This is a genomic window from Micromonospora peucetia (assembly GCF_900091625.1).
Taxonomy (GTDB): domain Bacteria; phylum Actinomycetota; class Actinomycetes; order Mycobacteriales; family Micromonosporaceae; genus Micromonospora; species Micromonospora peucetia.
In genome coordinates, this window is record NZ_FMIC01000002.1 from 2,712,131 (window position 1) to 2,725,783 (window position 13,653).

The 13,653-nt window shown below is 73.4% G+C and carries 15 protein-coding genes and 1 pseudogene; 11 read left to right on the plus strand and 5 right to left on the minus strand.

Annotated features, from left to right (window positions below):
* Nucleotide 1 precedes the first annotated feature (1 nt).
* Both GA0070608_RS12735 and GA0070608_RS12740 read right to left on the minus strand, forming a co-directional pair.
* A complete protein-coding gene (locus tag GA0070608_RS12735; protein ID WP_091627296.1) occupies nucleotides 2-1,168 on the minus strand; it encodes a glutathionylspermidine synthase family protein in 1,167 nt (388 codons plus the stop codon).
* A 1-nt stretch (nucleotide 1,169) separates the two neighbouring features.
* Nucleotides 1,170-1,439, minus strand: a complete 270-nt coding sequence (locus tag GA0070608_RS12740; protein ID WP_245715777.1) for a hypothetical protein — start codon at nucleotides 1,437-1,439, stop codon at nucleotides 1,170-1,172.
* 130 nt (nucleotides 1,440-1,569) lie between these two features.
* Between GA0070608_RS12740 and GA0070608_RS12745 the strand changes: the two genes are divergently transcribed.
* The 9 genes and pseudogenes from GA0070608_RS12745 to GA0070608_RS12785 all read left to right on the plus strand — a co-directional run bounded on the left by GA0070608_RS12745 (nucleotide 1,570) and on the right by GA0070608_RS12785 (nucleotide 7,892).
* The gene (locus GA0070608_RS12745; protein ID WP_091627300.1) at nucleotides 1,570-2,490 is read left to right on the plus strand and encodes a proline dehydrogenase family protein; all 921 of its coding nucleotides are present in this window, start codon (nucleotides 1,570-1,572) and stop codon (nucleotides 2,488-2,490) included.
* A gap of 88 nt (nucleotides 2,491-2,578) precedes the next feature.
* Nucleotides 2,579-3,376, plus strand: coding sequence for an alpha/beta fold hydrolase (locus GA0070608_RS12750; RefSeq protein WP_091627305.1), 798 nt, complete (start codon nucleotides 2,579-2,581; stop codon nucleotides 3,374-3,376).
* Complete coding sequence (locus tag GA0070608_RS12755; RefSeq protein ID WP_091627309.1) at nucleotides 3,369-3,947, plus strand: TetR/AcrR family transcriptional regulator; 579 nt, start codon at nucleotides 3,369-3,371, stop codon at nucleotides 3,945-3,947. Before GA0070608_RS12750 ends, GA0070608_RS12755 begins: the two co-directional genes overlap by 8 nt.
* Entirely contained in the window at nucleotides 3,944-4,279 is a 336-nt protein-coding gene (locus GA0070608_RS12760; RefSeq protein WP_091627313.1) for a YrdB family protein, read from the plus strand. Before GA0070608_RS12755 ends, GA0070608_RS12760 begins: the two co-directional genes overlap by 4 nt.
* Before the next feature lie 309 nt (nucleotides 4,280-4,588).
* Nucleotides 4,589-4,819, plus strand: a pseudogene (locus GA0070608_RS33400) (hypothetical protein); the annotation flags it as partial.
* A gap of 354 nt (nucleotides 4,820-5,173) precedes the next feature.
* Nucleotides 5,174-5,383: a helix-turn-helix domain-containing protein gene (locus tag GA0070608_RS12770; protein ID WP_007465625.1), complete on the plus strand. Its 210-nt coding sequence runs from the start codon at nucleotides 5,174-5,176 to the stop codon at nucleotides 5,381-5,383.
* A 218-nt stretch (nucleotides 5,384-5,601) separates the two neighbouring features.
* The gene (locus tag GA0070608_RS12775) at nucleotides 5,602-5,703 is read left to right on the plus strand and encodes a 30S ribosomal protein bS22 (RefSeq protein ID WP_007465623.1); all 102 of its coding nucleotides are present in this window, start codon (nucleotides 5,602-5,604) and stop codon (nucleotides 5,701-5,703) included.
* Between the two features lie 120 nt (nucleotides 5,704-5,823).
* A complete protein-coding gene (locus GA0070608_RS12780) occupies nucleotides 5,824-6,897 on the plus strand; it encodes an NAD-dependent epimerase/dehydratase family protein (protein WP_091627317.1) in 1,074 nt (357 codons plus the stop codon).
* A gap of 98 nt (nucleotides 6,898-6,995) precedes the next feature.
* Nucleotides 6,996-7,892, plus strand: a complete 897-nt coding sequence (locus GA0070608_RS12785; protein WP_091634992.1) for a lysophospholipid acyltransferase family protein — start codon at nucleotides 6,996-6,998, stop codon at nucleotides 7,890-7,892.
* Nucleotides 7,893-7,924: 32 nt separating this feature from the next.
* Here the strand turns inward: GA0070608_RS12785 and GA0070608_RS12790 are convergent, their stop codons facing one another.
* The 3 genes from GA0070608_RS12790 to GA0070608_RS12800 all read right to left on the minus strand — a co-directional run bounded on the left by GA0070608_RS12790 (nucleotide 7,925) and on the right by GA0070608_RS12800 (nucleotide 11,099).
* Nucleotides 7,925-8,800, minus strand: coding sequence for an HAD family hydrolase (locus GA0070608_RS12790; protein ID WP_091627322.1), 876 nt, complete (start codon nucleotides 8,798-8,800; stop codon nucleotides 7,925-7,927).
* Between the two features lie 168 nt (nucleotides 8,801-8,968).
* Entirely contained in the window at nucleotides 8,969-9,853 is an 885-nt protein-coding gene (locus GA0070608_RS12795) for a DUF5667 domain-containing protein (protein WP_091627326.1), read from the minus strand.
* A 289-nt stretch (nucleotides 9,854-10,142) separates the two neighbouring features.
* Complete coding sequence (locus GA0070608_RS12800; protein WP_091627330.1) at nucleotides 10,143-11,099, minus strand: ECF subfamily RNA polymerase sigma factor, BldN family; 957 nt, start codon at nucleotides 11,097-11,099, stop codon at nucleotides 10,143-10,145.
* Between the two features lie 552 nt (nucleotides 11,100-11,651).
* On the opposite strand from GA0070608_RS12800, the gene GA0070608_RS12805 reads away from it, so the two are divergent.
* Entirely contained in the window at nucleotides 11,652-13,391 is a 1,740-nt protein-coding gene (locus GA0070608_RS12805) for an AMP-binding protein (RefSeq protein ID WP_091627333.1), read from the plus strand.
* Nucleotides 13,384-13,635, plus strand: coding sequence for a glutaredoxin family protein (locus GA0070608_RS12810; RefSeq protein ID WP_091627336.1), 252 nt, complete (start codon nucleotides 13,384-13,386; stop codon nucleotides 13,633-13,635). Before GA0070608_RS12805 ends, GA0070608_RS12810 begins: the two co-directional genes overlap by 8 nt.
* Nucleotides 13,636-13,653 lie beyond the last annotated feature (18 nt).

Here is a 13,653-nt window from a genome sequence, read left to right on the forward strand (position 1 = left end):
CTCAGGGGGCCCGTGGCGCGTCGATGTAGTGCGGCAGGAACCGCGCGTAGCCGTCGGTGATGAGGCTTGCGCTCTCCCGCACCCCCACCCCGGCCGATTCGCCGTCGACGATCCAGCTGCCCAGCACCATCCGGTTGCCGGCGAACTCCGGCAACGCCCGGAACTCCTGGTAGCACCAGCCCTCGTCGCCGTAGATCCCCGGGTTGGTGATCTCGGTGTCGCCGGTGACGATCCGCACCGAGCCGCCCTCCCGGCCGAGCAGCGGCTTGGCCACGTACTCCGTCATCGCGCGCGGCGAGTCGAGGTACGCCGGCAGCAGCAGCTCGTGGCCGGGATAGAGCTCCCAGAGCACGGCGAGCAGTGCCTTGTTCGACAGCAGCAGCTTCCAGGCCGGCTCGATCCAGGTCGTCGGGGTGCCCGGCTCCAGCGCCGGCGGCCCGTACGGCTCGGCGAGCATCCACTCCCAGGGGTAGAGCTTGAAGCAGGTGGTGACCGGGTGGCCCGACGCGTCGACGAAGCGCCGGCCGTCCCAGCCGAGCTGTTGGATCGGCTGGAGCGTGACCTCCAGGCCGGCCTGCCGGGCGGTCTCGGCGAGGTAGCCGGCGGTCATGTGGTCCTCGCCGGACTCCTCCTCGTTCGACCAGAGCACATGTACCCGGCGGTCGTGCAGCCCCGACCCGATCTTCGCCCAGGCGCCGACGAGGCGCTCGTGCAGGCTGTTCCACTGGTCCAGCTCCGGCCGGGTGTGCTCAAGCCAGTACCACTGGATGATGCTCGCCTCGACCAGCGCGGTGGGGGTGTCGGCGTTGTACTCCAGCAGCTTCGGCGGCCAACTGCCGTCGTACCAGAAATCGAAGCGCCCGTAGAGGGTGGGCGGCGCCTCGCGCAGCGACCGGGCCACGGCCTCGGCCGCCCAGGCGGGGATGCCGAACTCGGCGTAGCGGTGGTGCGCGACGACGTGTTCGGCGGCGGCGACCGACATCCGGTGCAGCTCCTCGGTCGCCTCCTCCAGCCGCAGCACCTCGTCCAGCTCGAACGCGTACGCGGCGGTCTCGTCCCAGTACGACATGATGCCGCCGTCGGGCAGCTCGGTGTCGACGTACACCAGGCCCTGCGCGCGGATGGTGGCGTCCCAGTCCGGGCGGGGGGTGACCGCCTCCCGGCGCACCTCAGCCGCCGCAGGCGGCTAGGTGGGTGCCGAAGCCGCCCCGCTCGGGCATGGCCGCGGTGGTCGGCTCCGGCGCGGTCCGTCCGGTGGTCACCGTCGGGGCCCGCAGCGCCAGGGCCACCGTCCCGCCGCCGCCCACCGGGCCGAGGGCGCAGTCGTCATCGTCGTCGTCCGAGGTCGTGTTGCAGCCGGAGAGGGCGAGCGCGAGGACGGTGAGCGCGCCGAGCTGCACGGAGGCCGACCGGAGCCGGCGGCGGGGGCGTTGTTCCACGTCATCGTTGTAGCCGATGGAGGCCACCGTCGTCCGCCCACGGCTGGTGCCTGTGATGCGGTTGGGACCTGGCGATCGAGGCTGCGCCCGCCGCCCCGCGCGGGGCAGCGGTGGGCGTTACGCTCGGTCCATGCTCCGTACCATCATCCTCGCTGCCTCCCGGTCATCGCAGGTCGAGCGGCTCGTCGCGACGGCCCCGTTCACCCGGGACCTCGTCCGCCGGTTCGTCGCCGGCGCCAGGACCGACGACGCGTTGCGCGCGACCCGCGAGCTCGTCGACGACGGCCTCGCGGTCACTCTCGACAACCTCGGCGAGGACACCGTCACCCCCGAGCAGGCCACCGCCACCCGCGACGAGTACGTGCGGCTGCTGAGGGAGCTATCCGGCGCGGGGCTCACCCCGGCGGCCGAGGTGAGCGTCAAGCTGTCGGCGCTCGGCCAGATGTTCGACGAGCAGCTCGCCTACGACAACGCGCGGGCGATCTGCGCCGCCGCCGAGGCGGCGGGCACCACGGTCACCCTGGACATGGAGGACCACACCACCACCGACTCGACGCTGGACATCCTCGCCAAGCTGCGCAAGGACCACCCGTCGACCGGGGCGGTGCTCCAGGCGTACCTGCGGCGGACCGAGTCGGACTGCCGCGAGCTGGCCACGGAGGGCTCCCGGGTGCGGCTGTGCAAGGGCGCGTACAAGGAGCCGGAGTCGGTGGCCTACCAGTCCACCCGCGAGGTGGACAAGTCCTACGTGCGCTGCATGAACATCCTGATGTCCGGCGACGGCCATCCGATGCTGGCCACCCACGACCCCCGCCTGATCGCCATCGGCGAGGACCGGGCCCGCTGGTTCGACCGCGGCCCCGAGCGATTCGAGTTCCAGATGCTGTACGGCATCCGCCCGGAGGAGCAGGCCCGGCTGGTCGGCGAGGGCTACACCGTGCGCACCTACCTGCCCTACGGCGAGGACTGGTACGGCTACCTGATGCGCCGGCTCGCCGAGCGTCCGGCCAACCTGATGTTCTTCGGCCGGGCCGTGGTCTCGAAGAAGTGAGTCAGCCGTTCGGCCAGCCCCGGGTGCCCAGCGCCAGGGGCTGAGTAAGCCCTTGACGGTTTTGGCTAACTGGATTAGCTTTTAGGTTATGCCAACTAGCTATGTGGGGCGGGACGGCGGGCGGATCGCCTACGAGGTGCACGGGCAGGGGTCGCTCGTCGTCCTCTCGCACGGCATGGGGGAGAACCGCCGCTCGTTCCGGCACCTGGTCCCGTTGCTCGTCGCGGCCGGGCACCGGGTGGCGTCGGTGGACGTCCGGGGGCACGGCGAGTCCACCGCCGGCTGGCCGTCGTACGCCCCGGCCGAGGTCGGCGCCGACCTGCTCGCGGTGGTCCGCGACCTCGGCGACGGACCGGCCACCCTGGTCGGCAACTCGTCCAGCGCCGCGGCCGTGGTCTTCGCCGCCGCCGACGCCCCCGCGCTCGTCAACGGCATCGTCCAGATCGGCCCGTTCGTCAGGCAGCCGAAGCTCAACCCGTTCATGCGGCTGGCCCTGGCCGCCGTGCTGCGCAGCCCCCGGCTGTTCGGGCTGTTCCACCGCACGCTCTTCCCGTGCGCCCGGCCGGCCGACGACGCGGCGTACCGCAGGGCGATGGTCGCCACCCTGCGCGAGCCCGGCCGGATGGCGGCGACCCGTGGCCTGAACGTGCCGGCCGACCCGCACTGGACCACCCGCGCCCGCGAGGTCCGGCAGCCGGTGCTGGTGCTGATGGGCGCGCAGGACCCGGACTTCCCCGACCCGGGCGCCGAGGCACGGGCGGCCCGCCGGCTCTTCGCCACCGCCGAGGCCCGGATGATCGACGACTCCGGCCACTACCCGCACGCCGACCAGCCGGCGCGTACCGCCGCCCAGCTCACCGAGTTCCTGGCGGTCACCGGTGCCTAGGGTCGGGCTCAACCAGCGGACCGTGGTGCGCGAGGCAGCCCGGCTCGCCGACGAGGTCGGCGCCGACCAGCTCACCCTCGCCGCGCTGGCACACCGGCTCGGCGTCGCGCTGCCCAGCCTCTACAAGCACGTCCGAGGGGCCGAGGCGCTCGCCCAGAAGCTCTCCGCGCTGGCCACCGCCGAGCTTGCCGACGAACTGACCACCGCCGCCGCGGGCCGGGCCGGCGGGGACGCGCTACGGGCCGTCGCCGCCGCCTACCGGTCGTACGCCCACCGCCACCCCGGTCGCTATCCGACCACCCAGCGGGTGCCGGACCCGACCGACCCGGAGCACGTCGCCGCCGGTGAACGGGCCGTCGGGGCGATCCGGTCCACCCTGCGCGGCTACGGGTTCGACGGCGACGACACCATCGACGCGACCCGGATGCTGCGCAGCACCCTGCACGGATTCGTCTCGCTGGAGGCTGCCGGCGGGTTCGGCCTGCCCCGCGCCGTCGACGCCTCCTTCGCACACCTGGTCGCCGCGCTGGACGGCGCGTTCCGGTCCTGGCCCCGAGATTCGGACCGATGAAGGCCCTGGGACTGCTGCTGCTCTTCCTGCTGGAAGTCGCCGTGCTCGTCGTCGGTGGCTGGTGGGGCTGGACCCTCGACGTGGTGACGCCCGTCCGGGTGGGCGCCGCCGTCGCCGTACCGCTGCTGCTGGCCGCGCTCTGGGGTGTCCTCGGTTCGCCGAAGGCCCACGTGTCGCTGCCACCAGCGGGCAAGCACGCGTTCCAGGCCACCTGGTTCGTGGCCGGCGGCGGAATGCTCGCCCTACGCGGACTGCCACTGCTCGGGCTCGCCCTGGTCTTGACCTGGGCACTCACCATCACCCTGCTCCACCTGACCCCCCGCCCCGCCTAACCCGCCCCGCCCCGCCCCCACCCCGTGCTGCCCTGCCCCACCCCGTGCTGCCTTGCGCCGCCCGTCCCCGCGATCTTGCACTTTCGGCCCTGACGAAAGGGGCATTGTGCACATCTTGAGGGCGCAAAGTGCAAGATCGCGGGGACGGGCGGTGTGGGGCGGTGTGGGGCGGTGTGGGGCGGCGTGGCTTGGTGGGCTGTGGTCGTTTGGTCGGGTGGATGGTCGTACCGCAGCTACGGCATCTCCTCCGCGCCGTGGTCGGCTGACGGACCCGAGTGGCGCCGCGGCCTCCGGTGGCACCGGCCCGGGGTGGCCCCTGGCATTCATGATCGACCGCTGTCGGGCGGCGCCGGCCGACCTGAGACACTGGTGCCCGCTCCCAGCGCGGAGCCCCGGTCCGCGTCCGGAAGCGGCCCGGGGCACCCGCCCGGTGGCTCCGGTGGCGCCACCGGAGCCACCGGGCGCCTTCCGCGCGGCGGGCGACCCCCGCTCAGCCGGGCACCGGGCTCCGTCGAGGCCGCGGAGCCGGCGGAGCAGTAGGCCGGGTGAGTCGTAGGCCGGGTGAGTCGTTCACGACATCAGCTCGAAAGGGCGCGAGGTGGGCCCATCGATCGCCGTCGTGTGCGGAGCGTCGGCGGTGGCCCGGCGGGCGGCATCCGAGGCGCCGCGGGCACAGCACGGGCCGGGTGAGGGCCGACCGGACGCCGGACGCAACAGGTTCGACGACGACGTAACCGGTCGAGTGGACACCGGCGAGAATTATGATCAGTTGTACGAAGGGATCGCGCCGGTCACAGCCGTCCCGCTACCGTACTGGTAACACGCGCGTCGCCGGTCCGGGCGGGACGAACCCGTCCGGTGGCACGCGCCGGGCATGGGATTGGTCGGTGAGCCATGGCCGGGTCGCAGTCCGACGGTCGGCTGTCGGAGGTCAAGTTCCTGACCGTCGCCGAGGTGGCGACGGTCATGCGGGTGTCGAAGATGACGGTCTACCGCCTGGTGCACAGCGGTGAGCTCACCGCGGTCCGGGTCGGCCGGTCGTTCCGGGTACCCGAGCACGCGGTGCACGAATACCTGCGGGGCGCCTTTCAGGAAACCGCCTGAACCGCCCGTAGACCGCCCGTCGAGTGCGACGTAACGGGCATCGCCGGGGCCGCGTTGGTCCTGCTGACGCTCTCCGGCTACCCTGGACCCCGACCGTGACCGCAGGTGTGCCCCGCCGCATACACCGCAGGCCGGTCCGTTGTCCGCAAGCGGTCGCCGACGCCACATGATCGTGGCGTCACCCGGTCGCCCCGCACGTTGCATCGAAAGGCTTTCGTATGGGCTCGGTGGTCAAGAAGCGCCGCAAGCGTATGGCAAAGAAGAAGCACCGCAAGCTGCTGCGCAAGACCCGCGTCCAGCGTCGCCGTCTCGGCAAGTGACCGGGGCCGGGTCCTGACCCGGCACCCGTCGTCACTTGCCAACTGTCGACCCTCGGAGGCTCAGGTGATCAGGCCGCGGATGTCCCGGCTCGATCTCTCCTGCCGGGGAAGGTGTGCGACATGACCCCCGGTGGCACCCCAGGTGCCCCGGGGGTCGTCGTCGTAACCGGGGTCAGCCGCTACCTCGGCGCACACGTCGCCGCCCGGCTCGCCGCCGACCCGCGCATCGAGCGGGTCATCGGCGTGGACCAGCCCGAGCCGGGCACCGAGTTCGCCGACCTGCTCGACCGGGTCGAGCGCGTTCGCATCGACGCCGGCTCGCTCGGTGGCCTCCTCGCCGACCTCGACGTCGACGCGGTGGTCCACCTGGCCCTGGTCACCGCGCCGGACCCGCAGCACGGCGGTCGCTCGGCGATGAAGGACCAGAACGTCATCGGCACGATGCAGCTTCTCGCCGCCTGCCAGCGCGCGCCCCGCCTGCGCAAGCTCGTGGTCCGCTCCTCGACGGCCGCGTACGGCGCGTCGTTCCGGGACCCGGCCGTCTTCACCGAGGAGACCGAGCCGCGCGAGGTGCCGCGTGGGGGATTCGGCCGCGACATCCTCGACATCGAGGGGTACGTCCGAGGCTTCCGCCGCCGGCGGCCCGACGTCACGGCGACGGTGCTGCGCTTCGCGCCGTTCATCGGCTCGACCGCCGACACGACCCTCACCCGCTACTTCTCGCGGCCGGTGGTGCCCACCGTGTTCGGGCGCGATCCCCGGTTGCAGTTCCTGCACTTCGACGACGCGCTGGAGGTGCTGCACCGGTCGATCGTCGAGGACCATCCGGGGACGTACAACGTGGCCGGGCCGGGCGTGCTCTCGCTGTCGCAGGCGATCCGCCGGGCCGGCCGGGTCGCCGTGCCGGTGCTGGAGCCCGGCCTCTCCAGCGCCGCCGCGATCGCCCGCAATCTCGGCTTCGGCCGCTACGGCCTGGACCAGGTCGACCTCTTCGTGCACGGCCGGGTCGTCGACACCAGCCAGCTCGAGCGGGAGTACGGCTTCACGCCCCGCTCCACCGCCGCCGCCTTCGACGACTTCATCCGGGCCCACCACGGGGGAATCGTGGTGGACCGGGAGCAGTTGGCCGCCGCAGAGCAGCTCGTGCTGGACGGGATCCGACAGGTCCGGGCGGCCGTGCGGGACAGCTCGTGAGCGAACCGGAGGAGCTGCGCGACGGCCGCTACGAGGTGCCGTCGACCGGATCCGGGCCCGACGAGCCCGCGCGGGTGAACGGGCGCGCGCCGGCCCCGGTGAACGGACACGTTCCGGGCCCGGCGGGCGGGCCGGCGGTGTCGGACCGGCCCGGCGACCACTGGGACCGCAAGGTCGCCAGGGGCCTGGCGTTCCTGCGCCGGCGGCTCTCCGGTGACTACGAGGTCGACGAGTTCGGGTTCGACCCTGAGATCACCGAGGCGGTTTTCCACCCGCTGCTGAGGATGCTCTACCGGGACTGGTTCCGCACCGAGGTCACCGGCCTGGAGCACGTGCCCGCCGAGGGTGCCGGCCTGGTGGTCGGCAACCACTCCGGCACCGTGGCGCTGGACGCGCTGATCCTTTCGGCCGCCCTGCACGACCAGCACCCGGCCAACCGCTATCTGCGGCTGCTCGGCGCCGACCTGGTCTTCCGGATGCCGGTGGTCTCCGAGCTCGCCCGCAAGACCGGCGGGACGGTCGCCTGCAACCCGGACGCCGAGCGGCTGCTCGGCAACGGCGATCTGGTCGGCGTCTTCCCCGAGGGCTTCAAGGGTGTCGGCAAGCTCTACTCCGAACGCTACAAGCTGCAACGCTTCGGCCGGGGCGGGTTCGTCTCTGCGGCGCTGCGCACCGGCACCCCGATCGTGCCCGTCGCCATCGTCGGCGGCGAGGAGACCTATCCGATGCTCGCCGACATCAAGCCCCTGGCGCGGCTGCTCAAGCTGCCCTATTTCCCGGTCACGCCGACCTTCCCCCTGCTGGGGCCGCTCGGTGTGGTGCCGCTGCCGAGTAAGTGGCTGATCGAGTTCTGTCCGCCGATCCCCACCGCGCACCTGATGGATTCCGCCGACGACCCGCTGGTCGTGTTCAACCTCGCCGACCAGGTGCGGGAGACCATCCAGCAGACCCTGCACCAGCTGTTGGAGCGGCGTCCGGACCCGTTCGGTCCCTAGGTTCTGTCGCGGGACGCGCGCAGCGGGCGCCGTCAGCTGTCGCGGCGGCGCCGGTGCAGCGCCAGCCCGGCGCTGACCGCCCCGGCGACCAGGCCGGCCGCCGCGGTGGACGGTACGGCGATCTTGACGGCGCGTCGGCCGGTGCGGAAGTCGCGGACGTCCCAGCCGCGCTGCCGGGCCTCCTTGAGCAGGGCCGGGTCCGGGTTGACGGCCACGCCCCGCCCCACCATGGAGAGCATCGGCAGGTCGTTGCACGAGTCGCTGTAGGCGGCGCACCGGCCCAGGTCGAGCCCCTCGACCGCGGCGAGCTGGGCGACCGCCTCCGCCTTGGCCGGGCCGTGCATCAGGTCGCCGACCAGCCGGCCGGTGTAGGCACCGTCGATGATTTCGGCGACCGTGCCGATCGCGCCGGTCAGGCCCAGCCGCGTGGCGATCACCCGGCCGATCTCCACCGGCGCGGCGCTGACCAGCCAGACCCGCTCGCCGCAGTCCAGGTGGCGCTGGGCCAGTTGGCGGGCGCCGGCCCAGATCCGGGGCGCCATCAACTCGTCGAAGATCTCCTCCGCGAGGCGCTCCACGTCGTCCACCCGCCAGCCCTCGACGAAGGCGAGGGCGGCCTCCTTGGCCTGCGACATGTCCCCGGCGTGCTCGGTGGCGAGCAGCCGGAACCGCAGCTGCTGCCAGGCGAACCGGGCCAGGTCGGCGGTGGTGAAGTAGTTGCGCGCGGCGAGGCCCCGGGCGAACCAGTAGATCGAGGCGCCCCGCATCATCGTGTTGTCGACGTCGAAGAAGGCCGCCGCGGTGGGATCGGGTTCCGGGGGAGTCAGCGGCGCCAGGTCGGTCTCCGCCCAGCCGGCGGTGTGCCCGTGGAGGTCGGTGCTGACCGTCACCTTGCGGCTGCGGGCCACGTGACCTCCCTCCGCTCGACCGACGCGACGTGTGCCTTCCGCGAGGGTAACCGGGTCACGGCGACGCACGGCTGCCCAACAGGCGAAGTGTGGCGAGGGTGTCTCGGCCGGATCACAGCCCGGACGGCACGGGCGCGGTCGCCGACGCGCTGGCGGGCCGACGGTGGGTCAGCGGTCGCCGGGGCAGGTGGCCGGGACCGGGCCGAGGGCGTCGCTGCCGACGGGCGCGGGCAGGCCGCAGGCGATGGCCGCGCGCAGGGCGTCGGAGCGCTTGCGGGCGGCGTCGAGCAGGGCGAGTGAGCGGCGGGTGCGGTCGCGGTCGGCCCGGGTGGCGTCGTCGAGCAGCCCGCCGACGGCCCGCCGCTGGCCGGTGAGGAAGGAGTTGACCGCGTCCAGCGCCGCCGGGTCCGAGCGCTGCACCGCGGCGCCGGTCAGCAGGCGTACGCCCTGGCGGGTGTCGGCGTCCATGTCGTTCAGCACCGCGCTGAAGCCGTCCTCGTCGCCGCGCAGCGTGGCCGCCTCGGCGAGCCGGGTGCGGGCGAAGTCCAGGAACAGCTGACCCCGGCTGACGTCGGAGCTGGCCAGCGCGAGCTGGGCGCGTTCGGTGGAGCGCTTCATGCCGTACAGCGCGTCGCCGGGGACGGCGTTCTCGCTGGCGGCCGAGATGCCCGAGAGGGCGACGGCGCCGGCTGCGACGCCGACCAGGATGGCGCCGCGGGCGCGGGCCCGGCGGGCGGTCACCGCCGGCAGCAGCCGGTTGCGGCCGGGCTCGGCGGCGGAGCGCCGGGACGCCGGTTCGGTCGTGACGGTGGCCGGGGCGCCGATGCCTTCGCGCTCGGCCGTGGCCAGCAGCATGGCCCGCAGGCCGGTACGGAACTCCGGATCCACCTCGACGGCGGGCCGGGCCACGGGGAGCCGCTGCCCGACCGCGACGAGTGCGGCCAACTGGTCGTCGGCCCGGGAACGGACGTGGTGTCGCCGGCCCCCGTTGGCCTCGTCGAGAAGCTGCGCGAAGCGCTCCGCGCGCCGACGGGAGAAGAGGTTGCTGTCCACCGCGGGCACCTCCTCTCGCTGGTCGCGGCCGGTCGGCCGCTGTCGTCGCCAGCGACCGGTGACGGCGAGACACCACAGACGAAGGTCGTGGGGCGGCCGCACTGCCGGACCTCGGGGCCCGGAGGATGCCGGGGCTACCACCGGTCGCACCCGGAGAAACGGTCCGCACCGGGCATGGGTTACGGGGCCGGCGGAGGCGAAATCACGGAAAGTGATTGCCGTCACGAGGTGAAAACGGCGCTGAGCTGCACGTACATCGATCGATGTACGGCAGTCTCCGGCAAAGGGGCTACGGCTGGAAACCGTCCGGCAGCAGCCGGGCCAGCGCCCGTACCGCGCGGTACTGGAGCGCTTTGATCGCGCCCTCGTTCTTGCCCATCGTGCGAGCCGTCTCGGCCACCGAGAAGCCCTGTAGGAAGCGCAGCACGATGCACTCCTGTTGCTCCGGGTTGAGTTGCTTCACGGCGCTGAGCAGGGCCACGTTGGTGATGTGCTCGACGACCGCGGCCTCCGGGCTGCCCTCCGGGCCCCGGTCCTCGCGGTCGGCGTCCAGCACGTCCCCGGTGGTGACCTCCAGCCGGTAGCGGCCGGACTTGAAGTGGTCGGCCACCAGGTTGCGGGCGATGGTGACCAGCCAGGCCCCCAGGTCGCGCCCCTGCCAGGTGAAGCTGCCGATCCGCTTGAGGGCACGCAGGAAGGTGTCGGAGGTGAGGTCCTCGGCGAGTTGGCGGTTGCCCACCCGGAAGTAGACGAACCGGAACACGGTGTCGACGTACCGGTCGTAGATCAGCCCGAACGCCTCGGACTCGCCACCCTGGGCCCGCTCGACCAGGCCCCAGACCTCGGTGGCGGGGTCGGACGGGTCCGGGCGGCTGGGGAAGCCCGTCGAGGCGTTGACCGGTGCGGCGGCCGCCGGCACCGCCGGGAGCACCGCCGTCTCCGTGCCCGACTCGTCGGGTGGCCTGGCCGGCTCCGTGGTGCGGCGGCCCTGCACCGGCATCGTGGGCCGGGCGGGGACGGCGACCCGGCCGCCGGCCGGCTTCGCGTTGCCGCCCGGTGTCGCGGGGCGTGCCGGCGGTTCGTTGTGCGGCCGGCTGCGGGTCTGGCTCGACGCGCCCTCCCCCCGGACGGCGAGGCCGCCCGGGTCGTCCGACGGGCTCCGGGTGGCGGGCCGTTCGTTGACCGAGCCGCGGCTCGCCGGGTTGGTCAGGCGGATCGGTCGATCCGCGTATCCGAAGGTGGTCACCGTGCCGCCTCCGTCCCGCCGGCCGGCGACGCCGGTCGGCGCGTCGCCGTCGTGGCCCGGCCGGCACGGCCGGGCAGGGCTGGCTCGGGATGTGCCGACGGGCGGCAGATCCCCTTGAGGTGCTGGTCCAATGCGCTCACAGGCACGGGGGCCTCCTCGGGCTGAGGGGTGTCGACTCACGGAAAATGGGGTGAGCCGACCCGAGTGATGATAGGGCCAACGTCACCCACGCGTGGCAAGTCCGTTACACAGGGCGGAAGTATTTCCCCCCGCGTCGCACAACTGGCGGACCGGTTGTCCGTCGTGGGTGGTTGACATTCGGATTGCGCCGTGTTCGTGAAGAAAATTCCAGGTCAGCGCACATTGGCCGGTCGCCGAACGGGGCGGCGGTGCGGGTCGTCGAGTCAGGATCTTCCGGCCTCCGGAGGCCCGTGCACGTCCTGTCGACGGGACCGACCCCGTCCCGCTCGGGCGTCGCCGACAGTCCTGTTGACGGGACTCTCCCCGGCCGGCCTTTCCGTCGACCGACTGACCCGTCGGCCCTTGTCGGGCATGGCCCACCGGCCCTGCGCTGTGCCAGACTCAGCCACCGTGCAGGACGCAACCGACAGCCCCGCCTCGACCCTCGTCGAGCGGCTTCACCGGGCGGCCACCGCCCACGGCGACCGACCCGCGCTGCACTGGCGCGAGCGGACCCTGACCTGGTCCGAACTGGACGTCTCGGTGACGGCCACCGCCCACGCCCTGGCGGCCCTGACCGGATCACCGTCGGCCGGGGCCCGCCCGGCGCCGGGCGGCCCCGCCACCGACCGGCACCCGCCCCGGATCGCCGTCGCGCTCGGCAACTCGCCGGACCTCGTGGTCAGCTGCCTGGCCGCGCTGCGTGCCGGGCTGGTCGCGGTGCCGGTCAACCCCGACCTCACCGCCCCCGAACTGCGGCACGTGCTGGCCGACTCCGGCGCCTCGGTGCTGATCGCCACCGAACGGGTGCGTGACCTGGTCGCCGGCATCGCCGGGGAGTTGCCCGCGCTCGTCGCCGTGCACACCGCGCCGCCGGTGGCCGACACCGGTCACCCGTTCCCCGACCGGGGCGGCGACGACCTGGCGCTGCTGCTCTACACCTCCGGCACCGAGGGGCGGCCGAAGGGCGCGATGCTGACGCACCGGGCGTTGGCGGCCAACCACGAGCAGGTCGGCCGGATCGAGCCGCCCGTCGTCGGCCCGGACGACACCGTGTTGCTGGCGCTGCCGCTGTTCCACGCGTACGGGCTGAACGCGGGGCTGGGTGCCGTCGTCCACCATGGCGCGACCGGGGTGCTCGTCGACGAGCTGGGCCCCGACGCGGGACTGGCCGAGATCGCCCGGCGCCGGGTCACCGTGCTGGTCGGCGTACCGTCGATGGTGGCCGCCTGGTCCACGGCGGACGCCGCCGCCCTCGCCGGGGCGACGGCCTCGGTCCGGGTCGTGGTCTGCGGTGCGGCGCCGCTGGAGCCGGCCGTCGCGGCGCGCTTCACCGAGGTCACCGGTCGTCCGGTGCACGTCGGGTACGGGCTGACCGAGACCGCGCCGGTGCTGACCTCCACCCTGGTCGGCGGGGAACCGAAGGCCGGCTCGGTCGGCCGGCCGCTGCCCGGCGTCGAGCTGCGTCTGGTCGGGACGGACGGGGCCGACCTGTGGCGCGACGGCGTGGCCGAGCCGGACGACGACGCCGACGAGCTGGACCTCTCCGACGGCACGCCGGGCACCGACCCGGGCCAGGTCGTGGTGCGCGGGGCGAACCTCTTCGCCGGCTACTGGCCGGACGGGCGGGGCGGACCGGACGCCGACGGCTGGTGGGCCACCGGCGACGTGGCGTACGCCGACTCCGACGGCGACCTCTTCCTGGTGGACCGGATCGGCGAGCTGATCCTGGTCAACGGGTTCAACGTGTACCCACACGAGGTCGAGCTGGTGCTCTCCGCGCACCCGGGGGTGGCCGAGTCGGCGGTACTGGGTGTGCCGCACCCACGGACCGGCGAGACTGTCCGGGCGTACGTGGTGCCGGCGCCGGGGCGTCCGGTGACCGGTGAGGAACTGCTCGCCCACTGCGCCCGCAACCTGGCCCGGTTCAAGTGCCCGACCGCCGTCGAGTTCGTCGACGGGTTGCCGCACTCGGTGATCGGGAAGGTACGCAAGACCCTGCTCCGGCCGGCGTCGTCCCCGGCGTCCCCGGTACCGTCCCCGGCGGCGTCGCCGGAGACCCGCCCGCCGGCCCCGGCCGGCACCAGCACGACGGAGGAGACCGATGCGTGAGCCCCGACTCGCCCTGATCACCCGCCCCGGCTGCCACCTCTGCGACGACGCGAAGGTGGCGCTGGACCGGGTGGTGGCGGTCACCGGGGACCGGTGGACCGAGAAGGACGTCACCGGCGACATCGAGCTGGAACGCGAGTACGGCGACCGGCTGCCCGTGGTGCTGCTCGACGGCAAGGAGCACGGCTACTGGCGGGTGGAGGAGGAGCGGCTGCTGCGGGACCTGACCACGCCGCAGCTGTGACACCGGGCGCTATGGTGC

Excerpts from the sequence above, each read along its gene's own strand:
- GA0070608_RS12770 (WP_007465625.1), top strand. The coding sequence starts at position 5,174 with ATGGCCGGGTCGCAGTCCGACGGTCGGCTGTCGGAGGTCAAGTTCCTG.
- GA0070608_RS12745 (WP_091627300.1), top strand. The coding sequence starts at position 1,570 with ATGCTCCGTACCATCATCCTCGCTGCCTCCCGGTCATCGCAGGTCGAG.
- GA0070608_RS12805 (WP_091627333.1), top strand. The coding sequence starts at position 11,652 with ATGGCCCACCGGCCCTGCGCTGTGCCAGACTCAGCCACCGTGCAGGAC.
- GA0070608_RS12775 (WP_007465623.1), top strand. The coding sequence starts at position 5,602 with ATGGGCTCGGTGGTCAAGAAGCGCCGCAAGCGTATGGCAAAGAAGAAG.
- GA0070608_RS12760 (WP_091627313.1), top strand. The coding sequence starts at position 3,944 with ATGAAGGCCCTGGGACTGCTGCTGCTCTTCCTGCTGGAAGTCGCCGTG.
- GA0070608_RS12780 (WP_091627317.1), top strand. The coding sequence starts at position 5,824 with ATGACCCCCGGTGGCACCCCAGGTGCCCCGGGGGTCGTCGTCGTAACC.
- GA0070608_RS12810 (WP_091627336.1), top strand. The coding sequence starts at position 13,384 with ATGCGTGAGCCCCGACTCGCCCTGATCACCCGCCCCGGCTGCCACCTC.
- GA0070608_RS12750 (WP_091627305.1), top strand. The coding sequence starts at position 2,579 with ATGCCAACTAGCTATGTGGGGCGGGACGGCGGGCGGATCGCCTACGAG.